Here is a 22,580-nt window from a genome sequence, read left to right as displayed (position 1 = left end):
CTTGATGACGCGGGCCAACATGAAGGAGTAGCGCCCGCGTCGAGGTTTACGGCAGTTAGTGCAAGGCGGCCTCTGCGGCCTGGATCGCCGCGAATTCCTCTTCCGGCGTGCCTGCTACCAAGTGATGCCGGCTGTAGAAAGCAAAGTAAGCAATTAATACTCCATAGATGATCGCGGCGCCAATCACCACCCGTGGATCCACCAGGAAGCCCGCCACGACGGCCACGCAGGCCAGTACCAGGGCGACCCCGGAAGTGAAGATGCCGCCGGGCGTGCGATAAGGACGGTCCATTTTGGGGCGCCGGATGCGCAGGGTGATGTGCGCGGCCATCATCAGCACGTAGGAGATGGTCGCGCCAAACACCGCCACCAGAATCAGCAGGTCGCCCTGGCCGGTCAGCGACAGGCCAAAACCGATGATGCCGGGGATCACCAGGGCCAGCACCGGTGCCTTGCTTTTGTTGGTCTCGGACAGCTTGCGCGGCAGGTAGCCGGCGCGGGACAAGGCAAAGATCTGCCGCGAATAGGCGTAGATAATCGAGAAAAAGCTGGCGATCAGCCCAGCCAGGCCCACCAGGTTGACGAAGCCGCCCATCCAGGTCGAGCCGCCGTAGGCCAATGCCAAGGCTTCAACCAGCGGGTTGCCGGATTTGATCAGCGCATACGTGCCGGCGCCGCCCGGTGCGATCACCAGGATCAGCAGGGCAAAACTGGTCAGCACCACAATGGCGCCGATCAGCCCGCGCGGCAGGTCGCGCTTGGGGTTCTTGGTTTCTTCGGCGGCCAGGGGCACGCCTTCGACCGCCAGGAAAAACCAGATGGCGTAAGGGATCGCGGCCCACACGCCGACGTAGCCGAACGGCAGGAAGGTGCTGGCGCCCTTGGCTTCGGTCACGGGGATGTCCAGCAGGTTGGCGACGTTGAAGTGCGGCACCATGGCCACCAGGAACACGCCCAAGGCAATTGCGGCGACGGCGGTGATCACAAACATCAGCTTCAGGGCTTCACCGACGCCGAAGATATGGATGCCGATAAAGATGATGTAGAACGCCAGGTAGATCATCCAGCCGCCGATGCCGAACAACGACTCGCAATAAGCGCCGATAAACACGGCGATGGCGGCGGGCGCGATGGCGTATTCGATCAGGATCGCGGTGCCGGTCAGGAACCCGCCCCAGGGCCCGAAGGCACTGCGGGCAAAACCGTAGCCACCGCCGGCGGTGGGGATCATCGAAGACAGTTCGGCCAGGGAAAAACACATACACAGGTACATGGTGGCCATCAGCAGTGTGGCGAGGAACATCCCGCCCCAGCCACCCTGGGCCAGGCCGAAGTTCCAGCCGGCGTAGTCGCCGGAGATCACGTAGGCAACGCCAAGGCCGACTAACAGCACCCAGCCGGCGGCGCCTTTTTTCAGTTCGCGTTGTTGGAAGTATTGGGAGTCGACTTTTTCGAAGTCGACGGAGGATCCAGTCGGTTCGCTAGGCATGAGCAAGTACCTTTCATTCTTATTGTTTTGATCCCGACACGTTGTCGCCGGGTAATGTAGGAGCGAGCTTGCTCGCGAAAAACTTCAGAGCGCCGCGCAGAGTCAGGCTATGCGCGTTATCGTTAACGTTCTTCGCGAGCAAGCTCGCTCCTACGGGGGCGGTCATCGCCCCCGGCGGTGTCGGGTTAGAAGAAGCCCAACGGATTAATGTCGTAGCTCACCAGCAGGTTCTTGGTCTGCTGGTAGTGATCCAACATCATCTTGTGCGTCTCGCGGCCCACGCCAGACTTCTTGTACCCGCCAAACGCGGCATGCGCCGGGTACAGGTGGTAGCAGTTGGTCCACACGCGGCCGGCCTTGATCGCCCGGCCCATGCGGTAGGCGCGGTTGATGTCGCGGGTCCATACACCGGCACCCAGGCCGAACTCGGTGTCGTTGGCAATGGCCAGGGCTTCGGCTTCGTCCTTGAAGGTGGTGATGCTCACCACCGGGCCGAAGATTTCTTCCTGGAATACGCGCATGTCGTTGGTGCCCTTGAGCAGCGTTGGCTGGATGTAATAGCCGCCAGCCATATCGCCGCTGAGCTGCTCGACCTTGCCGCCGGTGAGCAATTGCGCGCCTTCACCCTTGGCAATTTCTAGGTAGGACAGGATCTTGTCGAATTGCTGCTCGGACGCCTGGGCGCCGACCATGGTGTCGGTGTCCAGCGGGTCGCCGCGTTTGATCTGTTCGATCTTCTTCATCACCACTTTCATGAAGTCGTCGTAGATCGACTCTTCCACCAGCGCGCGGGAAGGGCAGGTGCACACTTCGCCCTGGTTGAAGAAGGCCAGGACCAGGCCCTCGGCGGCTTTCTCGATGAACGAAGGCTCGGCTTTCATGATGTCGGCGAAGAAGATGTTCGGCGATTTGCCGCCCAGCTCAACGGTGGACGGAATGATGTTCTCGGCGGCCGCATGCATGATGTGCGAACCCACCGGGGTAGAGCCGGTGAAGGCGATCTTGGCGATGCGCTTGCTGGTGGCCAGGGCTTCACCGGCCTCTTTGCCGAAACCGTGCACCACGTTCAACACGCCCGGTGGCAGCAGGTCGCCGATCACTTCCATCAGCACGTTGATGCCCAGCGGGGTCTGCTCAGCGGGCTTGAGCACCACGCAGTTGCCGGCGGCCAGGGCCGGGGCGAGTTTCCAGGCGGCCATCAGCAGCGGGAAGTTCCATGGGATGATCTGGCCGACCACGCCCAGGGGCTCATGGAAGTGATAGGACGCCGTGTGTTCGTTGATCTCGGCGCTGGTGCCTTCCTGGGCGCGGATGCAGCCGGCGAAGTAGCGGAAGTGGTCGGCGGCCAGCGGGATGTCGGCGTTGAGGGTTTCACGCACGGCCTTGCCGTTGTCCCAGGTTTCGGTGATGGCCAGCAGTTCGAGGTTCTGTTCGATACGGTCGGCGATTTTCAGCAGTACCAGCGAGCGGTCCTGCGCCGAGGTCTTGCCCCAGGCGTCAGCGGCGGCGTGGGCGGCGTCCAGCGCCTTGTCGATGTCTTTGGCAGTGGAGCGCGGGAATTCGGCGATAGGCTTGCCGTTGACCGGCGAGGTGTTGGTGAAATAGTTGCCATCGACCGGCGCAACGAATTCGCCACCAATGTAGTTGCCGTACTTGGCCTTGAACGAAACGATCGCGCCTTCAGTACCGGGGTGTGCGTAACGCATGGTGGGTATCTCCTGGCTTTTATGTTTATTGGAGTGCAGCGCTTGAGCGCTTGATAAAGCGTAGAGCAAAGGTCGGGCCACCGCTGTGCGGGCCAGGTAAATCAAGGGGTTGGGCTTTGTTGCAAGGCGTTGCTGTGGCAACCCTGGTACGGGTGGGTGACAGTGTGTGCCATAAACGGTACAGCCAATGACCGGCGGGTCGCCCCGGGATTGCATTGGCTGCGGTGCTGGGGGATGCTGGGCGCTCTCACGCAGGGAGAATAATAAGAGCATGCAAAACGATCATTTCAGTCGCCATGCCCAGCAGGTGTTGACCGTCGCCCGTGGGCAAGACCTGTCCCAAGGCCCCGGCAGCGACCCGTCCATCGCTCGCTCCTGGCTGCGTTGCCTGGAGGATTACCACCTCGACCCTGCGCTGAGCATTGCCCCCACCGTGCTTGAACACGGCCGCCTGCTGGAAAGCCGCGAGCGTCTGCAACAGGTGCTGCACATCGCCGGCAGCGAAATGAACAGCCTGCACCAGCAGCTCTCGGGCGCCGGCCACGCGGTGCTGCTGACCGATGCGCGCGGGGTGATCCTCAACTGTGTGACCGCGCCGTCCGAGCGCAAGATCTTCGAGCGCGCCGGGCTGTGGCTGGGTGCCGATTGGAGCGAGGCCTGCGAAGGCACCAATGGCATCGGCACCTGCCTGGTCGAGCGCCAGTCCCTGACCATTCACCGTGATGAACACTTCCGTGGCCGCCATACCGGGCTGACCTGTTCGGCCAGCCCGGTGTTCGACCCCCATGGCGACCTGCTGGCGGTGCTGGATGTATCGTCGGCGCGCGAAGCGGTGTCGCGCCAGAGCCAGTTCCACACCATGGCGTTGGTGAATCTGTCGGCGAAGATGATCGAGAGCTGTTACTTTTTGCGCCATTTTGAACACCATTGGTTGCTGCGCTTTCACCTGCAGGCCGAGTCCGTGGGGCTGTTCAGCGAAGGGCTGCTGGCGTTTGACGGTGAAGGGCGCATCTGTGCGCTCAACCAGAGTGCGCTGAACCTGTTGGGGCAGGTTCGCAGCGGTTTGCTGGGCCAGCCGGTAGAGGCGTTGTTCGACTGTACCTTGGACCAACTGCTCGGGCGCGCCAGCGCGAATGCCACCGCCAGTTGGCCCCTGCGCACGCGCGATGGCCGGCATGTGTTCGCCGCGTTGCGCGGCCAGGCGCACAGTGTGCCGGCACCGCTGGCCAAGGCGCCGGAGCCACCTCGCCTGCCCGGTATCTGCCTGGGTGATCCTGCCTTGCAAAGCGATTTTCGCAAGGCGCTGCGAGTATTCGAGCGTGATGTACCGTTGCTGATCAATGGCGAAACGGGCACCGGTAAAGAGGCCTTTGCCAAGGCGGTTCATCAGGGGAGCCAGCGTGCCGACAAAGCGTTTGTCGCGCTCAATTGCGCGGCCATTCCAGAAAGCCTGATCGAAAGCGAACTGTTCGGCTATCGCGGCGGCAGCTTCACGGGAGCACGCAAGGAAGGCATGCAAGGCAAGCTGCAGCAGGCGGATGGTGGCACGCTGTTCCTGGATGAGATTGGTGATATGCCGCTGGCGTTGCAAACCCGACTGTTAAGGGTGCTGGAGGATCGTCTGGTGGTGCCGATCGGCGGCGAGCCCCAGGCTGTGAATGTCAGAATTATCAGCGCAACCCACCGGAATCTGCTTGATCGCGTGCAAAGTGGCAGCTTCCGTGAAGACTTGTACTACCGGCTCAATGGCCTGGAGATCGCGTTGCCGCCGCTGCGGCTGCGCAGTGACAAGTCGCAACTGCTGGATTTTCTATTGTCGCAGGAGGCGGGCGGGCAATCCGTCAGCATCGAGCCTGCGGCACGTGAGGCCTTGCTGGCCTACGCATGGCCGGGCAATGTCCGGCAGTTACGCACGGTATTACGCACATTGGTCGCACTGACTGATGACCTGCGGATTGGGCTGCACGAGCTGCCAGCGATGTTCTCCCCCGCGCCGGTTAAACGAAGTGCGGAACTGCCACTTGAAGAGGCCGAATCCCAGGCCTTGCTCGCGATGCTGGAGTCGCGACACTGGCATATGACACACACCGCGCAGGCGCTGGGGATCAGCAGAAATACGCTTTATCGAAAACTGCGCAAATATGAAATTAAACGTCAGTCGACGGTAATTATTTAATTAAGTGTCGGCCAGTTGATCCGTGTAAGGTATTTACCGCAAGGAACTGTTTTGTCTTCAGGGCCACATAATGGATAGAAGCTGTATGGCTTCGTGATGAAGTTATATCTCTATTGTTTGTGGGTGATGAATATGCCGAATATTTCGAAACATACTCCCAGCCTGAGCGGCGTGGGTAAAAAACCTCAAGGCGGTAGCTCCGGGGGAAGTAAGGTTCCTTCTAATGCTCCTGCGGGAAGTTATTATAAGAATGGGCAACTTTTTAATAAACAAGGTCAACGTCTCAACGATAAAGGCCACGCAGTTGACAAGCACGGTCACTTGATAAATAGCAAGAATCAACGAATCAATGATCAAGGGCAGCGCGTCAATAATAGCGGCCAGGCGATAGATGATAAGGGGCGTTTGATCAATGAAAAAGGGCATTTGATCAACACCCAAGGAAAATTGGTTAATGATAAAGGGCATCTTGTCGATCATCAGGGCCGTTTAGTGAATACCTCGGGGCGTCTGGTCAATACTGAGGGCCATTTGGTTGACCGAGATGGAAAGCTGGTGAATCGAGAAGGGGTTCTGGTTGATAAAATCGGAAGGCCTCTCGATAAGGACGGCAAGGTGGCAAGGGATAGGCTCAACGCGGCGAAAGGTAACAATGAACCTCATGAGCAGTTGCTTCCGCCTAAAATCACCCAGCAAATGATCGATTGGAAAAACAAGGCTCCCAAGCCCGTCAGCCCACCTAAAATGACCATTGCGGAAGCGATGACCCGTATGATGGATGCCGAAAAAATGGTCAAGACAGGCATCATTTCTTCTTCGCCATCGGCAGCCCATGTCGCGCGCGATTCGGCGATCAGCGCCGGGATAACAGGGGTGGTTTCTGCGCCTATTAATATCGGGGCGTATGCCGGATCTACAGCAGCCAGCGAGCAGATCAAGGCTTCCTATCTGCCTCAACCCATGATTCCCCCCACCCCTATCGCGAAGTCTTCGGTAGAGCGGCCAGATGCACCCAAGGGGCCTGATCTGGCGACGCTGTATCCCCGAATGAATGAGGCTCAGGTCACGGCGTTCACGATGGCTAATCAGTCGATGGTGATCAAACACGGGGATACCAAGACGGGTTGGGTGCCTGACCAGAGTTGGTCGAAGGATCCGCTTGAGCGCATGACCCAACTTGAGAATTTATTGGATTTCGCTGAAGAGCACACCAAGGAGCTGGCCGACCAGCATGAGGTCTTCTTCAAGCCTTACATTGCGGATAATGCGGCTGCCGCAGGGATGGAAGGGCTGGAAGAACGTCTCGACACAATCGAAAATAGAATAAGTAAATTGAATCAGGCGCAGACCAAAATCTTGAAGCAAATGAGCGACTCGGCGAAGGTCGAATAATCTTGTTTGTTATTTAACATCGCGCAGATCGGTGTAGTGCGCGTCGTAATCTGTTGTTTTGCTTGCGACGGTGGATATCTAGGGACGACTTTGTCGTCGATCATGAGTTTTGGGCCTGGCACTGAATGGAGTGACGGTGGCGGGCTATTTTATTTTTTCCGTTGTTGAGTGTAACGATCCTGGGATGTGAGGATATGCTTTCAAAGCATTCGACGGTGACAATATTGTCCAGCCAAGTGGCACTTTCCCAATATGGCAAACTCTCGAAGAATCATGATGCAGGTGATACTGTTCCCGCGGGTATATCCAGCGCCCATGCCCCTTCGCGGTATCGCCGCAACGTTGCATCATCTTCATTTACGCCTACCGTTGATTATGGCGGGCTGTTAACTAAAGACGCGCCGCTGACTAATGACGCCAAGGTTGTATTACGGGAGGTCATCAGCGCGTGGAAAGGGCGCCAGCCGCAGTCGGCGTCTGATGGCGCGGGTACACCCAGTCTTGTTAAGCTCCTGCTTCGTGCGATGCCCGAGAAGCTGCGGCCGGCCAAGGCTGAGCCAGGGAAAATGCTCAATGCCATCCTCGACTCCCCAGCGGCTCAAACCCTGGGCAAGTTGCTTCAGGACAGTGTCGATGCGTATCCGACCGCAACCAGTATCAGGGACGTTTTGCTGAGTGCTTTAGTCCTGGATGTGGAACCCGCCGACGGCCTGAATCGCAACGAGCTGGCTGGGTATTCATTGCGCCAGCAGGGTAACTGGGGGTATTCCCCTGGTGAAATCGTCAAGCGTTTCGAAGCCCATCTGGCCACCCGCTTCGGCGAGGCGCATGCCAGGGTCATCGCCTTTCAACTGCTGTCGGTCTCAGCCCCCGAGTTTCTGATCAAGGGGCTGCCCTCGACGATGGTATATGGCTCTCATCAATGGGCAAGCTTCAGTGCCGCCGTCTCGCGGATAGAGGCAAGGCAGCCTGGCGGCTCGGCGAACATGACCTACCAGGAGATCATGGCCTTCGATGACAGTGAGCCTGTCTCGGAGGTTGAAAAGCGCGAGCAGCAATTGGCGCACATGGCGGCCGTGACCGATTGGGCGATTGCCAATGGCGTTATTCGTGAACAAAAAGAGGATGCCTATTCTCCCGAGGACATCGAGCGCGCCTTAAATGCCATGCAAGCGCATCACAAGACTCTGGCGGACTCCGTCACTGCGCTGACCACGCCGATGCCGACCCGGCGGGACCTGGCACTTGAAGAGTTGCGGCGTGTGTACGGGGTCGAAAATGAAAAGTTTTTTGCGCGGCCGCTTCTTGCCGATACCGTTCCAGGCTCTCCTGGACGTAAAGCTTACTCATTGCTGGATATATACATGTCAGGCGACTTGGGTAAACATTTTTGGATATCCAGTGACCCGGAGTTCACGACCGTTAAAGTTAACTTGGGCCTGTCGAAACTTCCAAATATCAAAGAGCGCTTTGACGAAAGGTTCGACGCCTACATCCAAGGTCTGAAAGACGCTTTCAAGGCACAGTTCAACTATCAGCTTTCGTTGTTGCCGCTCGAAGATCGCCGGCTGATCGAGTACGGCAAGGTGACCACCTTCAATCTGGTGGTGCCGGGCTCCCACCAAGGGCCGGTCAGCCGCGATCATAAAATTCACCCGTATATAAAGAGCGGCGCAATCCTCATCCGGGCCGAGCGGGATGGCAAGACTTGTCATTATCTTTACTCGCCCGCCCAGGGACGCATCATTAAGGATGCCGACCCCACAAGGTCGGGCCTGCAGTTCCCAGGCTCGCGTTTGTACTTCTCCCTGTCGCGGCCGGACTCGCCGGAAGGCAAAGAGCCCGCGGTGACAATTTTGTGGCAGACCCTGGGCCGCTCATCACCGAAAAAAGACCCGGTAGATTTCCTGGCCTTCTCCATCTACCCCAACAAATCGCTGGAAGTCGAAAGGCGGGGCGAGCACCCCGACCCACCCGCGACCCTTTCATCGCAGAAAACCGAAATGTTGGCCGGCTCTGTCAGCGCTTATTACACACGGGGTCTGAATGAGGCAAAAGCTGCAGCCAATGGCACTACGCAGCAAGAACGGGAGACACAACTTACCGCGTCGGTCCGCGCATTCTTTTTGGGTTTGATCCCCTTCTACAATACGGTGGAGAGCTTTGTGAATGGCAGGCCTACCGAAGGTCTTTTCCATCTGGCACTGGACTTGTTTGGTTTTTTTATTCCCGGCTTAAAAGGAGGCATTCAAGGCGTCAAGCTCGGGGTGAAAACCGGGATGGGCGCCTCGCTCAACTTCATTAAGGGGTTTGGGGTTGCGGGATTGAAGGCGATCAACCCGCTCCAGGCGGTTTTTGATGCGAGCCGTGGCGTGTTTAAGCTGGGCAAGGCAGGTTTCCAGAAACTGCGCGGTGTCGGTGGGCGCACTGGTCGTTTCGATATTCCTCTGGCGGGTAACAAAGACGGTATCGCTGACGGCATCTACCGGCCTCTCGGCGCCAAGGGGGATGCGGTTCCCGTCATCGCCGTACAGCGTAACGGAAGGTGGTATGCCGTTGACCGCGCCACCGGCACGCCGTATGGCGCGCCGTTGCGAGGCTTTGTCAGTCAGCGTCGTTCCGCCGTCGCTGGCATCGCCATAAGCATCGCCACGGATGTCATCACCTCGCTTGCCACCAGCCTGATACAGACGAAGATCAACGCGAAATATGCACGGCCTGATGTCCGCGTGGCCGGTGTAAATCTCGCTGATGTGCCGGTGACAGGCACTGATTCAGAGAAAGAATTTGTCGATCCGGCGCTTCAATCTCGGCTGGAGGCCTGTACAGAAGCGGTGATGGCGCTCTGGAAAGTGCTGCAGGAGTGGTGGCCTGACGTAAAAGGAGGCGATATCCAAGGGGCCAGCCAGCCTCGGGAAAAGATCGACCAAGTGGAAGCTGAGTTGACGACCCTGGAGGAGTACACCAGCGAGATGACTGAGCGTTTGGAGATTTTCTTCAAACCTTACCAACCCGATCAAACGTCTGGCCAGCCGTACACAGGGCTTGCGGATCGAATGGGCAGGATTGAAAAAAAGACGGCAGCCATCCATAAGGCACTGACACAGGCGCAGGCGCTGCTCAAGGAGGGGCCACCCTAGCGACAGGTCGCTCACCTAAAGAGTGCGATTTGCCCCTCCCTGCGCTAACCTGCCTCAATGTTTTCGAGGTCAACCATGCATATTCATATTCTCGGTATCTGCGGCACCTTCATGGGTTCGATGGCCGTTCTGGCCAAGGAGCTGGGCCATCACGTAACAGGCTCTGATGCCAATGTTTACCCGCCCATGAGCACACAACTCGAGGCCCAGGGCATCGAGCTGACTCAAGGCTACGACCCCTCGCAATTCAACCCGGTCCCGGACCTGGTGGTGATCGGCAATGCCATGTCCCGTGGCAACCCGGCGGTCGAATACGTGCTTAACCAAGGCTTGCCTTATGTGTCCGGCCCGCAATGGCTGGCCGACCATGTGCTGCAAGGCCGCTGGGTGCTGGCCGTTGCCGGCACCCATGGCAAGACCACCACCAGCAGCATGCTGGCGTGGGTGTTGGAGCACGCGGGCATGAGCCCGGGCTTCCTGATCGGCGGTGTGCCACAGAATTTCTCGGTGTCGGCACGCCTGGGCGATACGCCGTTCTTCGTCATCGAGGCCGACGAGTACGACAGCGCGTTCTTCGACAAGCGCTCCAAGTTCGTCCACTACCGCCCGCGTACGGCGATCCTCAATAACCTTGAGTTCGATCACGCGGACATCTTCCCGGACCTGGCAGCCATCGAGCGGCAGTTCCACCATTTGGTGCGCACCATCCCGAGCGAGGGCCTGGTGATTCACCCCACCACCGAGCCGGCATTGCAGCGCGTGATCGAGATGGGCTGCTGGACGCCGGTGCAAACCACCGGCGTCGGCGGGCAGTGGCAGGTCAAGTTGCTCAGCGACGATGGCTCCAGGTTTGAAGTGCTGTTCGACGGCGAGCCGCAAGGTGTGGTCGAGTGGGACATGACCGGCCAGCACAACGTCGCCAACGCCCTGGTCACCTTGGCGGCCGCGCGCCATGTGGGTGTGGTGCCGTCGATGGGGATTGCTGCCTTGAGCGCGTTCAAAAGCGTGAAGCGGCGCATGGAAAAAGTCGCCGACGTGAACGGTATTACTATCTATGACGACTTTGCCCACCACCCCACGGCGATTGCCACCACCCTCGACGGCCTGCGCAAGCGTGTCGGTGATGCCCAGGTGATCGCGATTGTTGAACCGCGCTCCAACTCCATGAAGCTCGGCGCGCACCGCGACGGCCTGCCGGAAAGCGTCAACGATGCCGACCTGGTGGTGTGGTACGCCCCGGCCAACCTCGGCTGGGACTTGCCGGCGATTGCCGCCCTGTGCACCGTGCCTTCCATCGTGTGTGATTCCCTCGATGCGATCATTGATCGCGTCAAGCAGCAGGCCAGGCCCGGCACCCACGTGGTGATCATGAGCAACGGTGGCTTCGGTGGCCTGCACGGCAAACTGGCCGAGGCGCTGAAATGAGCGGGCCGGAACGTGTCACCCTGGCCATGACCGGTGCATCCGGCGCGCCCTATGGCCTGCGCTTGCTCGATTGCCTGGTGCGCGAAGACCGCGAGGTGCACTTCCTGATCTCCAAGGCCGCGCAATTGGTGATGGCCACCGAGACCGACGTTGCGTTGCCGCCCAAGGTGCAGATGATGCAGGCCTTCCTCACCGAATACACCGGCGCGGCAGCGGGGCAGATCAGGGTCTACGCAAAGGAGGACTGGATGTCGCCGGTGGCCTCCGGCTCCGGTGCGCCAGCGGCGATGGTGGTGGTGCCGTGTTCCACCGGCACCTTGTCGGCGATCGCCACCGGCGCCTGCAACAACCTGATCGAGCGCGCGGCGGACGTGACCTTGAAGGAGCGTCGCCAGTTGATCCTGGTGCCGCGCGAGGCGCCGTATTCGAGCATTCATCTGGAGCACATGCTCAAGCTGTCGAACATGGGCGTGACCATCTTGCCGGCCTCGCCGGGGTTCTATCACCAGCCGCAGACCATCGATGATCTGGTGGACTTTGTGGTGGCGCGCATTCTCAACCTGTTGAATATCCCCCAGGACATGTTGCCGCGTTGGGGTGAGCACCATTTGGGCAGCGATGAATAAGGTCTTGCTGGTGGTGCTGGCACTGCACCTGACAGGCTGCGCCACCGTGCGCACGCTGGACGCCGCGAAACCGGGCGCGCCAGTGGTTTACGCCGGCACGCGCCTGGATTTGTATGCCATGAACGGTGGTTGTTGCGCCAAAGACCGGTTTGGTGCCGAGGCGCCGAGCTATCCCGGCGTCGACCTGCCGGCCAGTGCGTTGCTCGATACGCTGCTGTTGCCGTTGTCGGCGTTGACGGTGTTGGGAGTAGGGTTTAACGCCACGGGCGGGCTATGACGTAAATCTCGCCGGCATCACTGAACCCATGTGGGAGCGGGCAGGCCCGCGCTCCCACATGGGGTTTGTGTTGGCCTTTACTTGCCGAGCTTGCGCAACTCGTCCGATTCGACGATCCGCACCCCATCCTGTTCTTCCAGCGCCAGGCGCCACATGGCGCGGGCCAGTTCGCACACTTCGATGCCGTGGTACTTGCCCGGGATCAGGCGTGACAGGGGCCCGGCCAGTTGCTCGGCCAAGCGGGGTTCCAGCCGTTCCCCCAGCAGCAATGAAGGCCGCACGATGGTCAGTTGCGGCCAGTCCTGGGCCTTCAGTGCCTGCTCCATTTCCCCTTTGACGCGGTTGTAGAAGACCGAGGATTTCGGGTCGGCGCCAATCGCGCTGATCACGATCAGGTGCCGCGCGCCCATTTCCCGCGCGCGTTTGGCGAAGGCCACGACCATGTCCAGGTCGACAGCACGGAAGGCTGCTTCGGAGCCGGCTTTCTTGAGGGTGGTGCCCAGGCAGCAGAAGGCGATATCGACCTGGCCGCTCAGTTGTGGCAGGAGCACCGCCGGGTCGCCCACCGGGTTTTCCAGGTGCGGGTGTTCGGCCAGTGGCTTGCGGGTGGGTGCCAGCACGCGGGTCACGGTGGGTTCGTTGAGCAGGCGGTCGAGCAGGTGTTCGCCGGTGAGGCCAGAGGCTCCGGCGAGCAAGATATGCTGAGGCGTCAGGTACATGGTGTTTCCCCCTTATTACACGTTACAGCTTAGTTGCCCTTGGCTTCCTTGCTATTCATTGAGACGCTTTCGAGCGCCTTTCGTGCCTGCTGCTTGCGTAATAGTTGCCAATGGGCGATCACTCCTTTGGGGGCCCAGATCTGCGGTTCGGATGGCTCGAAGTTGTCCGCCTGTTCGCGTTCGCTTACATGCAGTTGTGCCAGCTTGAAGGCTTGCTGCAAGTCGTCGGTCTGGTTGAAGGCCTGGACGAAGAGGGCGTCGCCGAAGTAGGTAAAGTCGGCTTCCTCGGAGCAACCGAACGACACTCGATCGGCCCGCGAGGCGGTCATGATCAGGGTGTGTTCGTCTTTGAGCGCCGGGATGAAACCGCCGGAATAACAGGCGGAAATCACGATGATCTTGTCCCGATTCTTCAGCGGCGCAAGCACGGCCGCCAGCTCATCGGCGGGCAGGTCGGCCAGTTCCATGCGCGGCTGGTCCAGCACCAGTTCATGTTCGTGGGTGCCATGGCTGGTCAGGTAGATAAACACCAGGTCTTCCGGCCCGCTGCGTTCGGCCAGAGTCTGCACGGCGCGGCGCAGGCTCTCGCGGGTGGCCAGGGGGCGGTCGGTGATGTGGTCGCGGTGGTTGACTAGGCGCACCTGGCCCCGCGCACCGAAGCGGGTAGCGAGCATATTGCTGACGTAATCGGCTTCGCGCAGGAACACGCTCTGCTTGCCGTCGCCGGCCACCGCCAGGGTGTATAGCTCTACGGCGGGGGTAGAGGCAGGCACGGCGGCGAGGGCTGCGTCGAGCAGGCGGCCCTGGGCCAGTACGCCGATTTCCAGTGGGTCGGGCAACAGCTTGCCGTCGGAATCGCGTACGCGCATGCCGTTGACCCACGTGCCGGCCTGCACCGTACCGTCGGTGAGGACCAGAGTGCCACGGCCCTGATAGTTGTCGCTGTCGAAACCGCCGATATAGAAGCTGCCGTCGGTGAGGTTCAGGCGACCTTCACCGGTAAAGCGCCAATCGCTGAACTGGCCGACGTAATGGCTGCCATCCACGGCGATCAGCTCGCCCTTGCCGCTGAGCGCGCCCTCTTTGAACTGGCCGATCCACACGTCGCCGTCGGCGTTCTCGTAGCGGCCTTTGCCGTTGAGCTGGTTCTGCTTGAACTGGCCGACGTAGATGTCGCCGTCGGCGCTGTTGAAGGTGCCGTTGCCTTCCAGCTGGCCATCGACGAAGTGGCCGCTGAACTGGTTGCCGCTGTCGTCGTTGCGCTGGCCTTCGCCGTTCGGCTTGCCGTGGGCGAACTGGCCCTGATACTGGCTGCCATCGGCGAGCTCCAGGCGCCCAAGGCCGGAGTACTGGTCATCCTTGAATTCGCCGCGATAGGTCATTTGCCCCTCTTTGAGGGTGCCTTCGCCGTTGCGCCGGCCATTCTTGAAACCGCCGACATACTGGCTGCCCGCGGTGGTCAGGCTGCCCTGGCCGTCGAACAGGCCCTGCTGGAACTGGCCTTTATAGACTTCGCCGTTGCTGCCATGCCATTCGCCCTGGCCATGCCACTGGCCTTTGTCGAACGCCCCGGCGTACCAGCTGCCATTGGGGTAATCGACGCGACCCTGGCCTTGCAGCAAGCCATTGACCACATCGCCACGGTAGCGGCCGCCATCGGGCAGGCGCGCATCGGGCGGCAACAGCGATTCGCCGTCTCCGCAAGCGGTGAGCAACAGGGCAAGGGCAAGGGGAGCGAGTGGGCGCATAGCGGGATCCGGATAATTGAGCGCCGAGTATGCCGCAGCTGCGAGGTTCATACATAAATTTACATACGCTGTGGTGAGCAATAGCGCCTCACCACAGGCCAGGCCTTACACGAAGCAGAGTGACAGCGACTCGGCGATGTAAGCCGGTTTTTCCTGGCCTTCGATCTCCAGGGTGGCGGTGGCCTTGAACAGCCATTGGCCGGGCTTTTTCTCGGTGACATCGGTGAGGGTGACGTTCAGGCGCACCTTGGAATCGACCTTCACCGGCTGGATGAAGCGCACGCTGTCCAGGCCGTAGTTGACGGCCATTTTCAGGCCTTCGGGCATGATCAGGATGTCTTCCAGCAGCTTGGGCATCAGTGACAGCGACAGGAAACCATGGGCAATGGTGCTGCCGAAAGGGGTTTGCGCGGCCTTGACCGGGTCGACGTGGATGAACTGATGATCGCCAGTGGCCTCTGCGAACAGGTTGATACGCGCCTGGTCGATGGTGAGCCATTCGGAACGTCCCAGTTCCTTGCCGACATAATCTTTGAGCTGCGCTACAGGTACATAGGGCATTGCGTCTCTCCTTGGTTCATCGTTTTTATACGAAGTCGGTATTTTCGTGTGTGTCAGAGAACCAATGTAGATCATCATGGCCAACCAGCCCGGTCAACCCACCATGCTTTTGGCGAATGCCGATGCATAGCGCTGGCGTGCTTATAATGCGGGCGAGTCCTGAGGGGGGAGAGAGCGGATGCTGTTACGCGGTCTGACATGGCTGGTGCTGTTTCAATTGATCGGCACGGCGATCAACCATTTGCTGCTGCCGGTATTGCCGGGGCCGATCATCGGCCTGCTGCTGATGCTGGGCTTCCTGATCTGGCGTGGCGAAGTCGGCGAGCCCCTGAGCCTGGCGGCCAGCAGCCTGTTGCGTTACCTGCCGTTGCTGCTGGTGCCGCCGGCGGTGGGGGTGATGGTATACGCCAAGGATATCGCCGCGGACTTCTGGGCCATCGTCGGCGCGCTGGTGTTGTCCCTGGTGATCGCCATGGGCTTTGTCGGTCTGCTGATGCAGCAGATGGTCAAGCGCAAGGAGAAGGATCAATGATCGTCGACTGGCAAGGCGCGTGGGCGGCGGTGATTCACCATCCTCTGTTCGGTATCGGCATCACCCTCGGCGCCTACCAACTGGTGCTGGCGGGCTTCGAGAAAACCCGCTGGATTTTCCTGCAACCGGTGCTGGTCTCCATGCTGCTGGTGATCGGCGTGTTGCTCGGCTGTGGCCTGAGCTACGCCGAGTACCGCAAGAGCACCGAGATCATGGGCATCCTGCTGGGGCCGGCGACGGTGGCCCTGGCGGTGCCGCTTTATCTGAACCTGCGACGGATTCGCCAATTGTTCTGGCCGATTTTTACTACGCTGGTGATAGGCGGCGTGGTGGCCACCGGGCTGTGCGTGTGGCTGGGCTGGTGGTTTGGTGCCGAACACATGGTGTTGATGACCATGGCCCCCAAATCGGTGACCTCGCCGATCGCCATGCTGGTGGCCGAGCAGATCGGCGGCGTGGCGGCATTGGCGGCGGTGTTTGTGCTGATCACCGGGGTGATCGGCGCGATGATCGGCCCGGCGCTGCTCTCGCGCCTGGGGGTGCACAGCCCCGAGGCGCGCGGCATGGCCCTGGGCATGACGGCCCACGCGGTCGGCACCTCGGTGGCCCTGCAGGAAAGCGAGGAGTGCGGCGCCTTTGCCGCGCTGGCCATGAGTCTGATGGGCGTGGCCACGGCGGTGTTCCTGCCGCTGGCGGTGTCGGTCATTGTTTAAACCAGGTTTAAGGAAGGCTTTATGAGTCTGGCGCTGTTCCCGCTCAATACCGTGTTGTTCCCAGGTTGCACCCTTGACCTGCAAATATTTGAAGCACGCTATCTGGACATGATTGGCCGCTGCATGAAAAAGGGCGAAGGCTTCGGTGTGGTGTGCATCCTTGATGGCGTTGAAGTGGGCACGGCCCCGGATGGCTACGCACTGATCGGCTGCGAAGCGCTGATCCGCGACTTCAAGCAGCAGGACAACGGCCTGTTGGGGATTCGCGTCGAAGGCGGGCGACGTTTCTGTGTGCTTGACGCCCAGGTGCAGAAGGACCACCTGCTGGTCGGCGAGGTGCAATGGCTGCAGGAGTTGCCGGACCAGGTGCTGGAGGAGGAAGACGCCGACCTGCTGGCCCTGCTCCAGGCCTTGGCCGAGCACCCGATGGTCGCGTCGCTGGACATGGACGCCTGCGCCGACGGCCAGCACTCCCTGGGCAATCAGTTGGCCTACCTGCTGCCGTTTGCCGACGCCGACAAAGTCGACCTGCTGCGGCTCGATGACCCGCAGCAGCGCCTGGACGCGATCCAGATGTTGCTGGATGAACTGCAGGGTGAATTGTTCAACTGAGCGTGTCTGAAGCGATTTTCAGATTTTTCCTTCATTCAACCCTGAGCGCGCCTGAAATAGTTTCCGATCACACACATTGATCCGGGGATGAAAAATGATTCGACTCACGCAATCGGAACTGGCCGTCTGGGATGGGTTTTTGGTCAGCGTCACCACGCAATTGATCCCGCACTATGAAAAACGCGGCGCCGAGTTTATCGCCGAGCGCGCCGCAGAGATCGCCGATGAAATGCTGCTGGAGCGGCGCGAGCGTTGTGTCGAACGTCGGGCCGCCCCGGTGGACTGGATCGGCCCGGCCAAGGGTCAGTAGGCATACCTGAGCAGCGCGTGGGGCGTGCCGGTAAACGCGATAAAGCCGAGCACGGCCACCACGGCCGGTAACACCAGCCACCAGGCCTTGGCCGACATCGGCGGCAGTGGGCTGCGGTACTGGATAGCGGCCAGGCTGAACGCACACACCGCCATTGCCAGAAGGGTTCCGGCGAGGATATCCGACGGCCAGTGAGCACCGAGGTACACCCGCGACAACGCGATGAAGGCGGCGGGGATACACCCCAGCAGCAACCAGGTCAGGCGCAGCCGCGTGGGTTGGCCGCGTCCGGCCAGCACTGCCAGGGCCAGGAAAAACGCAAAAGCCCCCGAGGCATGGCCGCTGGGCATGCTGAAGCTGGTCAAAGGGTCTGTCAGGATGTCCGGGCGGCCACGAGCGAAAAACAGCTTGGTACCGGTGTTGATGACTGCCGCGCCGGCCAGTGTGGCGCCGACAAAGATCGCGTGGCGCCACTGTCGAGCCAGCAACAGCAGGCCGGTGAACACGGCGCTGGCGACGAACATTTTCTTGAATTCGCCCAGTTGGGTAATCCTGACCATGGTCTCGTCCAGCCAGGCGCTGCGGTGCTCCTGCACCAGGGCGCTCAGGCCCTGATCGAAATCGTTGAGATGGGGGTAGCCGATAAACAGCGCGATCAGCAGGGTCGAACTGGCGCAGCCTACCCATAATGTCGCTCGTCGCTGGCCACGCAGGCTGCTGTTCAGGCTCAGCCCCAGCAGCACCGCGAGGCACGCCGTGACAACCCCGGCTTCCGGCCAGAAACCTGCAGGCAACGGCAGGCGGAAGGCGGCGCCGGTAGCCCAGCCCGGCAGCAGGTAGGCCACCGACCAGCCGGCCGCTGCGAGCAGGCTCACCAGGGCGAAGCGCGGGAATGGCATGTCGCACATGCCGGCCACCATCGGCAGCATCGGGCGCAGCGGGCCGATGAAACGCCCGACCAGCAGGCTGGCGATGCCGTACTTGTGGAAGTAGGTTTCCGCGCCGTTCATCCACTCGGGATGATGACGCAGGCCGGGCAGGCGGCGGATGTTCTGATGGAAGTGTCGGCCCAGGAAGTAGGACACCCCATCGCCCAACAACCCGCCAAGAAAGCCCAGCAGCAGGGTTTCGCTCAGGGACAGCGCACCGCTGCCGGCCAGTGCGGCAATGGCAAACAGCAGCACCGTGCCGGGCACGATCAGCCCGGCAATCGCCAGGCACTCCACGCACGCGACGATAAACACAGCCACCGCCAGCCATTGTGGGTTCAGGGTCAGCCAGCCGGTAATGCTATCGAGCCATTGGCTCATACAATCCACTCCATCGGGTGTTTATGTATTTAAATCAAGAAATAGTCGCGGCCTTCGACCTGGCCCCGGCGCAGCGGGTTCCGCGTGCAATAGGGCGCATAGCCGGCATCGACGAAACGGTACATCAGGTGTTCGTCGCGCCCGCTGGGAATGCCCAGGCGGGTGGTCTGGATGATTTGGGTGGGCGCCTGGCCCACATCCTCCACATACAACTGCTCCTGGTCGAAACGCTTGGCATCCCACATCGGCACTTTCAACCCTAATGCCTTGCATAGCAGCGTCTGCCCGGCGCACAACTTCTGCGACGGGCGTGGGCTGCCGTTGGCAGTCGGGTTGTTCAGCAGCATCTGCGCCAGGCTGGCGGGGCCGGAAAGGTTATCGACCCACGGATAAGCCGACTTGATCAGCACCGCATTGCCCGGCCCATGGGCGCTGAAGTTCAGGGAGTCGCCGCCACGGGCGTAGTACATGTAGATATGACCGCCATCCAGAAACAAAGCCTTACGCTTTTCTGTGTAGCCGAGCGAAGCGTGGCTGCCTTTTTCGGCCACGTAATAGGCTTCGGTTTCAATAATTCGCGCTGAAAGCCAGAGGTCGCCGACGCGATGGCGTATGACTTTGCCGAGCAATTGGCGCGCGAGCAATTGTGCGTCGCGGTCGAAGAAGCTGTCGGGCAGGGCGCTGGCGGGGCGTTCGGGTAAAGAGTTGGGCATGGCGGCAGGGGTAAATACGGCTAAATGTGACAGAATCATAACAACTCCCACCTTAATTACCGCTGAACCTCAGGTTTTTACAGTTCATTTCGACCATCCGCCCCTCACCGCTGTCAGTCGGGCGGCGTCACAGCTATAATCTGCCGCTTTCCTCTTTGCCAAGACTCCCTGACCATGACTGAGTCCGTTCTTGACTACATGACCCGCCTGGGTCGCGCTGCCCGTCAGGCCTCGCGGTTGATCGCCCGTGCGAGCACCGCGCAGAAGAACCGTGCCTTGCTGGCCGCGGCCGATGCTCTGGATGCTTCGCGCTCCGAGCTCACCGCCGCCAATGAGCGGGACCTGGCCAACGGCCGCGCCAATGGCCTGGAGCCGGCCCTGCTGGACCGCCTGGCGCTGACGCCGGCGCGTATCGACGACATGATCGAAGGCCTGCGTCAGGTGGCGAAGCTACCTGACCCCATCGGTGAAATCCGCGATATGCGTTACCTGCCGTCCGGCATTCAGGTCGGCAAGATGCGCGTGCCCCTGGGCGTGATCGGCATCATCTATGAGTCGCGCCCGAACGTGACCATCGACGCCGCGAGCCTGTGCCTCAAGTCCGGCAATGCCACCATCCTGCGTGGCGGTTCCGAGGCCATCCATTCCAACCGCGCCATTGCCACCTGCATCCAGCAGGGCCTGGCCGTGGCCGAGTTGCCGGCCGAAGTGGTGCAAGTGGTGGAAACCACCGACCGCGCCGCCGTGGGCGCGCTGATCACCATGCCGGAATTCGTCGACGTGATCGTGCCGCGCGGTGGCAAGGGCCTGATCGAGCGCGTCAGCCGCGATGCCAAGGTGCCGGTGATCAAACACCTGGACGGCGTGTGCCATGTATACATCGACATCGCCGCCGATATCGACAAGGCGATCCGTATCGCCGATAACGCCAAGACCCACCGCTATGCCCCGTGCAACACCATGGAAACCCTGCTGGTGCACGCCGGCATTGCCGAACGCGTGCTGCCGCCGCTGGCTGCCATCTACCGCGACAAGGGCGTGGAACTGCGCGGCTGCGAGCGCACCCGAGCGCTGCTGGGCGCGGACGTGATCGAGGCGACCGAACAGGACTGGTACACCGAGTACACGGCGCCGATCCTGTCGATCCGCATCGTCGACGACCTGGACCAGGCCATCGAACACATCAACAAATATGGTTCCAAGCACACCGACGCCATTGTTTCCGAGCATTTCAGCGATGCCCGGCGTTTTCTCACCGAAGTGGATTCCGCGTCGGTGATGATCAACGCCTCGACGCGCTTTGCCGACGGCTTCGAGTACGGCCTGGGGGCGGAGATCGGTATTTCCACCGACAAGCTCCACGCCCGCGGCCCGGTTGGCCTGGAAGGCCTGACCAGCGAGAAGTACGTGGTGTTCGGCGACGGTCATGTGCGCACTTGATGGCTAAACGCATCGGGCTGCTCGGCGGTACCTTCGACCCCGTGCACATCGGCCATTTGCGCAGTGCCCTGGAGGTCGCGGATGCCCTGGCATTGGATGAGCTGCGCCTGATCCCCAATTTTCGGCCGCCGCATCGCGACACCCCCCAGGTGTCACCGCAACAACGCCTGGAAATGGTGCGCCTGGCGGTAGAGGGTATCCCGCTGCTGGTGGTGGACGACCGCGAACTCAAACGCGATAAACCGTCCTACACTGTCGACACCCTGGAACTGATGCGCGCCGAGCTGGCGGCGGACGACCAGGTGTTTCTGCTTTTGGGCTGGGACGCTTTTTGCGGCCTGCCCTCTTGGCATCGCTGGGAGGAACTCCTCCAGCATTGCCACATCCTGGTGCTGCAACGCCCGGATGCCGACAGCGAACCGCCGGATGCCCTGCGCAACCTGCTGGCCGCGCGGTCGGTAAGTGACCCCTTGGCCCTGACCGGGCCGAACGGGAATATTGCATTCGTCTGGCAGACCCCGCTTGCGGTGTCTGCCACCCAGATCCGTCAACTGCTGGCCAGCGGGAAGTCGGTACGTTTCCTGGTGCCTGACGCGGTCCTGGCCTACATCGATGCGCACGGGCTTTACCGTGCGTCGAACTGAAAAGGCGCGCTCGAACGCACGAACAGTCGTGCAGCGAGTGCCCGAACATATGAGCAAAACGAGTTTTTTATGACGAACAAAGACGTAAGCAAAGTAAAACGCAAAGGCACGTTCAAAAGCGCGCCACTGCCGGTTGAAGCCCACGTAGGCCCGGAACTGGCTGGCGAAGAGCTGGTAAAAGTGGCCGTGGCTGCCCTGGAAGACGTCAAGGCCCAGGACATCCAGATCCTGAACGTGCGCGACAAGCAGAGCATCACCGACTTCATGATCATCGCCACCGGTACCTCCAATCGCCAGATCGGCGCGATGCTCGACAAGGTCCGTGAAGCGGTCAAAGCCCAAGGCGTCAAGCCGTTGGGTGAAGAAGGCAAGGGCGACAGCGACTGGGTGCTGCTGGACATGGACGACGTGATCGTTCACATGATGACCTCCAACGCCCGTCAGTTCTACGACCTGGAGCGTCTGTGGAAAGGCGCCGAACAGAGCCGTGCCGCCGATGGCAGGCACCACAGCCCGGAAGTGGGCCATGCGCACTTCGACAAGCTCAACAAAGACCAGGAATAAGGAACGGCTGTGCGCCTGCGTCTGATCGCTGTCGGTTCACGCATGCCCAAGTGGGTGGAAGAAGGCTGGCACGAGTATGCCAAGCGTCTGCCCGCCGAGCTGGCGCTTGAGCTGGTGGAAATACCGCTTAACACCCGGGGCAAGAATGCCGATGTGGCACGCTTTATCCGTCAGGAAGGCGAAGCCATGCTGGCCAAGGTCGGCCCCAATGAGCGTATCGTCACCCTCGAAGTGCACGGCAAGCCCTGGAGCACCGAGCAGTTGGCGGTGGAGCTGGACCGCTGGCGCCTGGACTCGCGCACCGTCAACTTCATGGTGGGCGGCCCGGAAGGGCTGGCGCCGGAAGTCTGCGCGCGGGCGGACCAGCGCTGGTCGTTGTCGGCGCTGACGCTGCCGCACCCGTTGGTAAGGATCCTGATCGGTGAACAGCTGTATCGCGCCTGGACAGTTCTGTCCGGGCACCCTTACCACAAATAGTCTGCG

General features: G+C 60.8%; 21 protein-coding genes. 14 read left to right on the top strand and 7 right to left on the bottom strand.

Going from position 1 to position 22,580, the window contains the following annotated elements:
• Positions 1 to 55: 55 nt before the first annotated feature.
• A complete protein-coding gene (eat, locus tag AB4O05_RS01165) occupies positions 56 to 1,489 on the bottom strand; it encodes an ethanolamine permease (protein ID WP_460133697.1) in 1,434 nt (477 codons plus the stop codon).
• A 185-nt stretch (positions 1,490 to 1,674) separates the two neighbouring features.
• The gene (gene exaC, locus AB4O05_RS01160; RefSeq protein ID WP_460133699.1) at positions 1,675 to 3,195 is read right to left on the bottom strand and encodes an acetaldehyde dehydrogenase ExaC; all 1,521 of its coding nucleotides are present in this window, start codon (positions 3,193 to 3,195) and stop codon (positions 1,675 to 1,677) included.
• Between the two features lie 271 nt (positions 3,196 to 3,466).
• Between exaC and AB4O05_RS01155 the strand changes: the two genes are divergently transcribed.
• The 6 genes from AB4O05_RS01155 to AB4O05_RS01130 all read left to right on the top strand — a co-directional run bounded on the left by AB4O05_RS01155 (position 3,467) and on the right by AB4O05_RS01130 (position 12,231).
• Complete coding sequence (locus AB4O05_RS01155; RefSeq protein ID WP_460133700.1) at positions 3,467 to 5,371, top strand: sigma-54-dependent Fis family transcriptional regulator; 1,905 nt, start codon at positions 3,467 to 3,469, stop codon at positions 5,369 to 5,371.
• 96 nt (positions 5,372 to 5,467) lie between these two features.
• Complete coding sequence (locus tag AB4O05_RS01150; RefSeq protein ID WP_460133701.1) at positions 5,468 to 6,763, top strand: hypothetical protein; 1,296 nt, start codon at positions 5,468 to 5,470, stop codon at positions 6,761 to 6,763.
• A 224-nt stretch (positions 6,764 to 6,987) separates the two neighbouring features.
• Positions 6,988 to 9,903, top strand: coding sequence for a hypothetical protein (locus AB4O05_RS01145; RefSeq protein ID WP_460133702.1), 2,916 nt, complete (start codon positions 6,988 to 6,990; stop codon positions 9,901 to 9,903).
• 75 nt (positions 9,904 to 9,978) lie between these two features.
• Positions 9,979 to 11,328 (top strand): UDP-N-acetylmuramate:L-alanyl-gamma-D-glutamyl-meso-diaminopimelate ligase, encoded by a 1,350-nt coding sequence (gene mpl / locus AB4O05_RS01140; protein WP_460133704.1) that lies wholly within the window; start codon positions 9,979 to 9,981, stop codon positions 11,326 to 11,328.
• Positions 11,325 to 11,954 (top strand): flavin prenyltransferase UbiX, encoded by a 630-nt coding sequence (ubiX, locus tag AB4O05_RS01135; RefSeq protein WP_460133705.1) that lies wholly within the window; start codon positions 11,325 to 11,327, stop codon positions 11,952 to 11,954. The genes mpl and ubiX overlap by 4 nt, the downstream gene beginning before the upstream one ends.
• Positions 11,947 to 12,231, top strand: a complete 285-nt coding sequence (locus AB4O05_RS01130; RefSeq protein ID WP_460133707.1) for a YceK/YidQ family lipoprotein — start codon at positions 11,947 to 11,949, stop codon at positions 12,229 to 12,231. The genes ubiX and AB4O05_RS01130 overlap by 8 nt, the downstream gene beginning before the upstream one ends.
• Before the next feature lie 77 nt (positions 12,232 to 12,308).
• Here AB4O05_RS01130 and AB4O05_RS01125 read toward each other — a convergent pair whose 3' ends face one another.
• From AB4O05_RS01125 to AB4O05_RS01115, 3 genes are all read right to left on the bottom strand, one after another.
• A complete protein-coding gene (locus AB4O05_RS01125) occupies positions 12,309 to 12,950 on the bottom strand; it encodes an oxidoreductase (protein WP_460133708.1) in 642 nt (213 codons plus the stop codon).
• A gap of 29 nt (positions 12,951 to 12,979) precedes the next feature.
• Complete coding sequence (locus AB4O05_RS01120) at positions 12,980 to 14,698, bottom strand: C13 family peptidase (protein WP_460133709.1); 1,719 nt, start codon at positions 14,696 to 14,698, stop codon at positions 12,980 to 12,982.
• A 105-nt stretch (positions 14,699 to 14,803) separates the two neighbouring features.
• Positions 14,804 to 15,259, bottom strand: coding sequence for a MaoC family dehydratase (locus tag AB4O05_RS01115; protein WP_460133710.1), 456 nt, complete (start codon positions 15,257 to 15,259; stop codon positions 14,804 to 14,806).
• Positions 15,260 to 15,437: 178 nt separating this feature from the next.
• Here AB4O05_RS01115 and AB4O05_RS01110 point away from each other — a divergent pair, with 178 nt between their 5' ends.
• The 4 genes from AB4O05_RS01110 (at position 15,438) to AB4O05_RS01095 (ending at position 17,426) form a co-directional block, all read left to right on the top strand.
• On the top strand, positions 15,438 to 15,791 hold the full coding sequence (locus AB4O05_RS01110) for a CidA/LrgA family protein (RefSeq protein WP_460133711.1): 354 nt from the start codon (positions 15,438 to 15,440) through the stop codon (positions 15,789 to 15,791).
• Positions 15,788 to 16,504, top strand: coding sequence for an LrgB family protein (locus tag AB4O05_RS01105; protein ID WP_460133712.1), 717 nt, complete (start codon positions 15,788 to 15,790; stop codon positions 16,502 to 16,504). The genes AB4O05_RS01110 and AB4O05_RS01105 overlap by 4 nt, the downstream gene beginning before the upstream one ends.
• A 21-nt stretch (positions 16,505 to 16,525) precedes the next feature.
• Complete coding sequence (locus tag AB4O05_RS01100; protein WP_460133714.1) at positions 16,526 to 17,116, top strand: LON peptidase substrate-binding domain-containing protein; 591 nt, start codon at positions 16,526 to 16,528, stop codon at positions 17,114 to 17,116.
• A 94-nt stretch (positions 17,117 to 17,210) separates the two neighbouring features.
• On the top strand, positions 17,211 to 17,426 hold the full coding sequence (locus tag AB4O05_RS01095) for a hypothetical protein (RefSeq protein ID WP_460133717.1): 216 nt from the start codon (positions 17,211 to 17,213) through the stop codon (positions 17,424 to 17,426).
• On the opposite strand, the gene AB4O05_RS01090 is transcribed toward AB4O05_RS01095, so the two are convergent.
• Together AB4O05_RS01090 and AB4O05_RS01085 are read right to left on the bottom strand one after the other, a co-directional pair.
• On the bottom strand, positions 17,420 to 18,736 hold the full coding sequence (locus AB4O05_RS01090) for a bifunctional DedA family/phosphatase PAP2 family protein (RefSeq protein ID WP_460133718.1): 1,317 nt from the start codon (positions 18,734 to 18,736) through the stop codon (positions 17,420 to 17,422). The genes AB4O05_RS01095 and AB4O05_RS01090 overlap by 7 nt on opposite strands.
• Positions 18,737 to 18,765: 29 nt before the next feature.
• Positions 18,766 to 19,449: a DNA-3-methyladenine glycosylase gene (locus AB4O05_RS01085; protein WP_460137715.1), complete on the bottom strand. Its 684-nt coding sequence runs from the start codon at positions 19,447 to 19,449 to the stop codon at positions 18,766 to 18,768.
• Between the two features lie 174 nt (positions 19,450 to 19,623).
• Here AB4O05_RS01085 and AB4O05_RS01080 point away from each other — a divergent pair, with 174 nt between their 5' ends.
• The 4 genes from AB4O05_RS01080 to rlmH all read left to right on the top strand — a co-directional run bounded on the left by AB4O05_RS01080 (position 19,624) and on the right by rlmH (position 22,574).
• Complete coding sequence (locus tag AB4O05_RS01080; protein WP_460133720.1) at positions 19,624 to 20,889, top strand: glutamate-5-semialdehyde dehydrogenase; 1,266 nt, start codon at positions 19,624 to 19,626, stop codon at positions 20,887 to 20,889.
• Entirely contained in the window at positions 20,889 to 21,533 is a 645-nt protein-coding gene (nadD, locus tag AB4O05_RS01075; RefSeq protein ID WP_460133722.1) for a nicotinate-nucleotide adenylyltransferase, read from the top strand. Before AB4O05_RS01080 ends, nadD begins: the two co-directional genes overlap by 1 nt.
• Positions 21,534 to 21,602: 69 nt before the next feature.
• The gene (gene rsfS / locus AB4O05_RS01070) at positions 21,603 to 22,097 is read left to right on the top strand and encodes a ribosome silencing factor (protein ID WP_460133724.1); all 495 of its coding nucleotides are present in this window, start codon (positions 21,603 to 21,605) and stop codon (positions 22,095 to 22,097) included.
• A gap of 9 nt (positions 22,098 to 22,106) precedes the next feature.
• Complete coding sequence (gene rlmH / locus AB4O05_RS01065) at positions 22,107 to 22,574, top strand: 23S rRNA (pseudouridine(1915)-N(3))-methyltransferase RlmH (RefSeq protein ID WP_411391181.1); 468 nt, start codon at positions 22,107 to 22,109, stop codon at positions 22,572 to 22,574.
• The last annotated feature ends 6 nt before the right edge of the window (positions 22,575 to 22,580 follow it).

The sequence above is a fragment of the Pseudomonas sp. S1_G07 genome (genome assembly GCF_054668565.1).
Note: the sequence above shows the minus strand (reverse complement) of the source record. Positions and strands in the feature narration are given on the sequence as shown.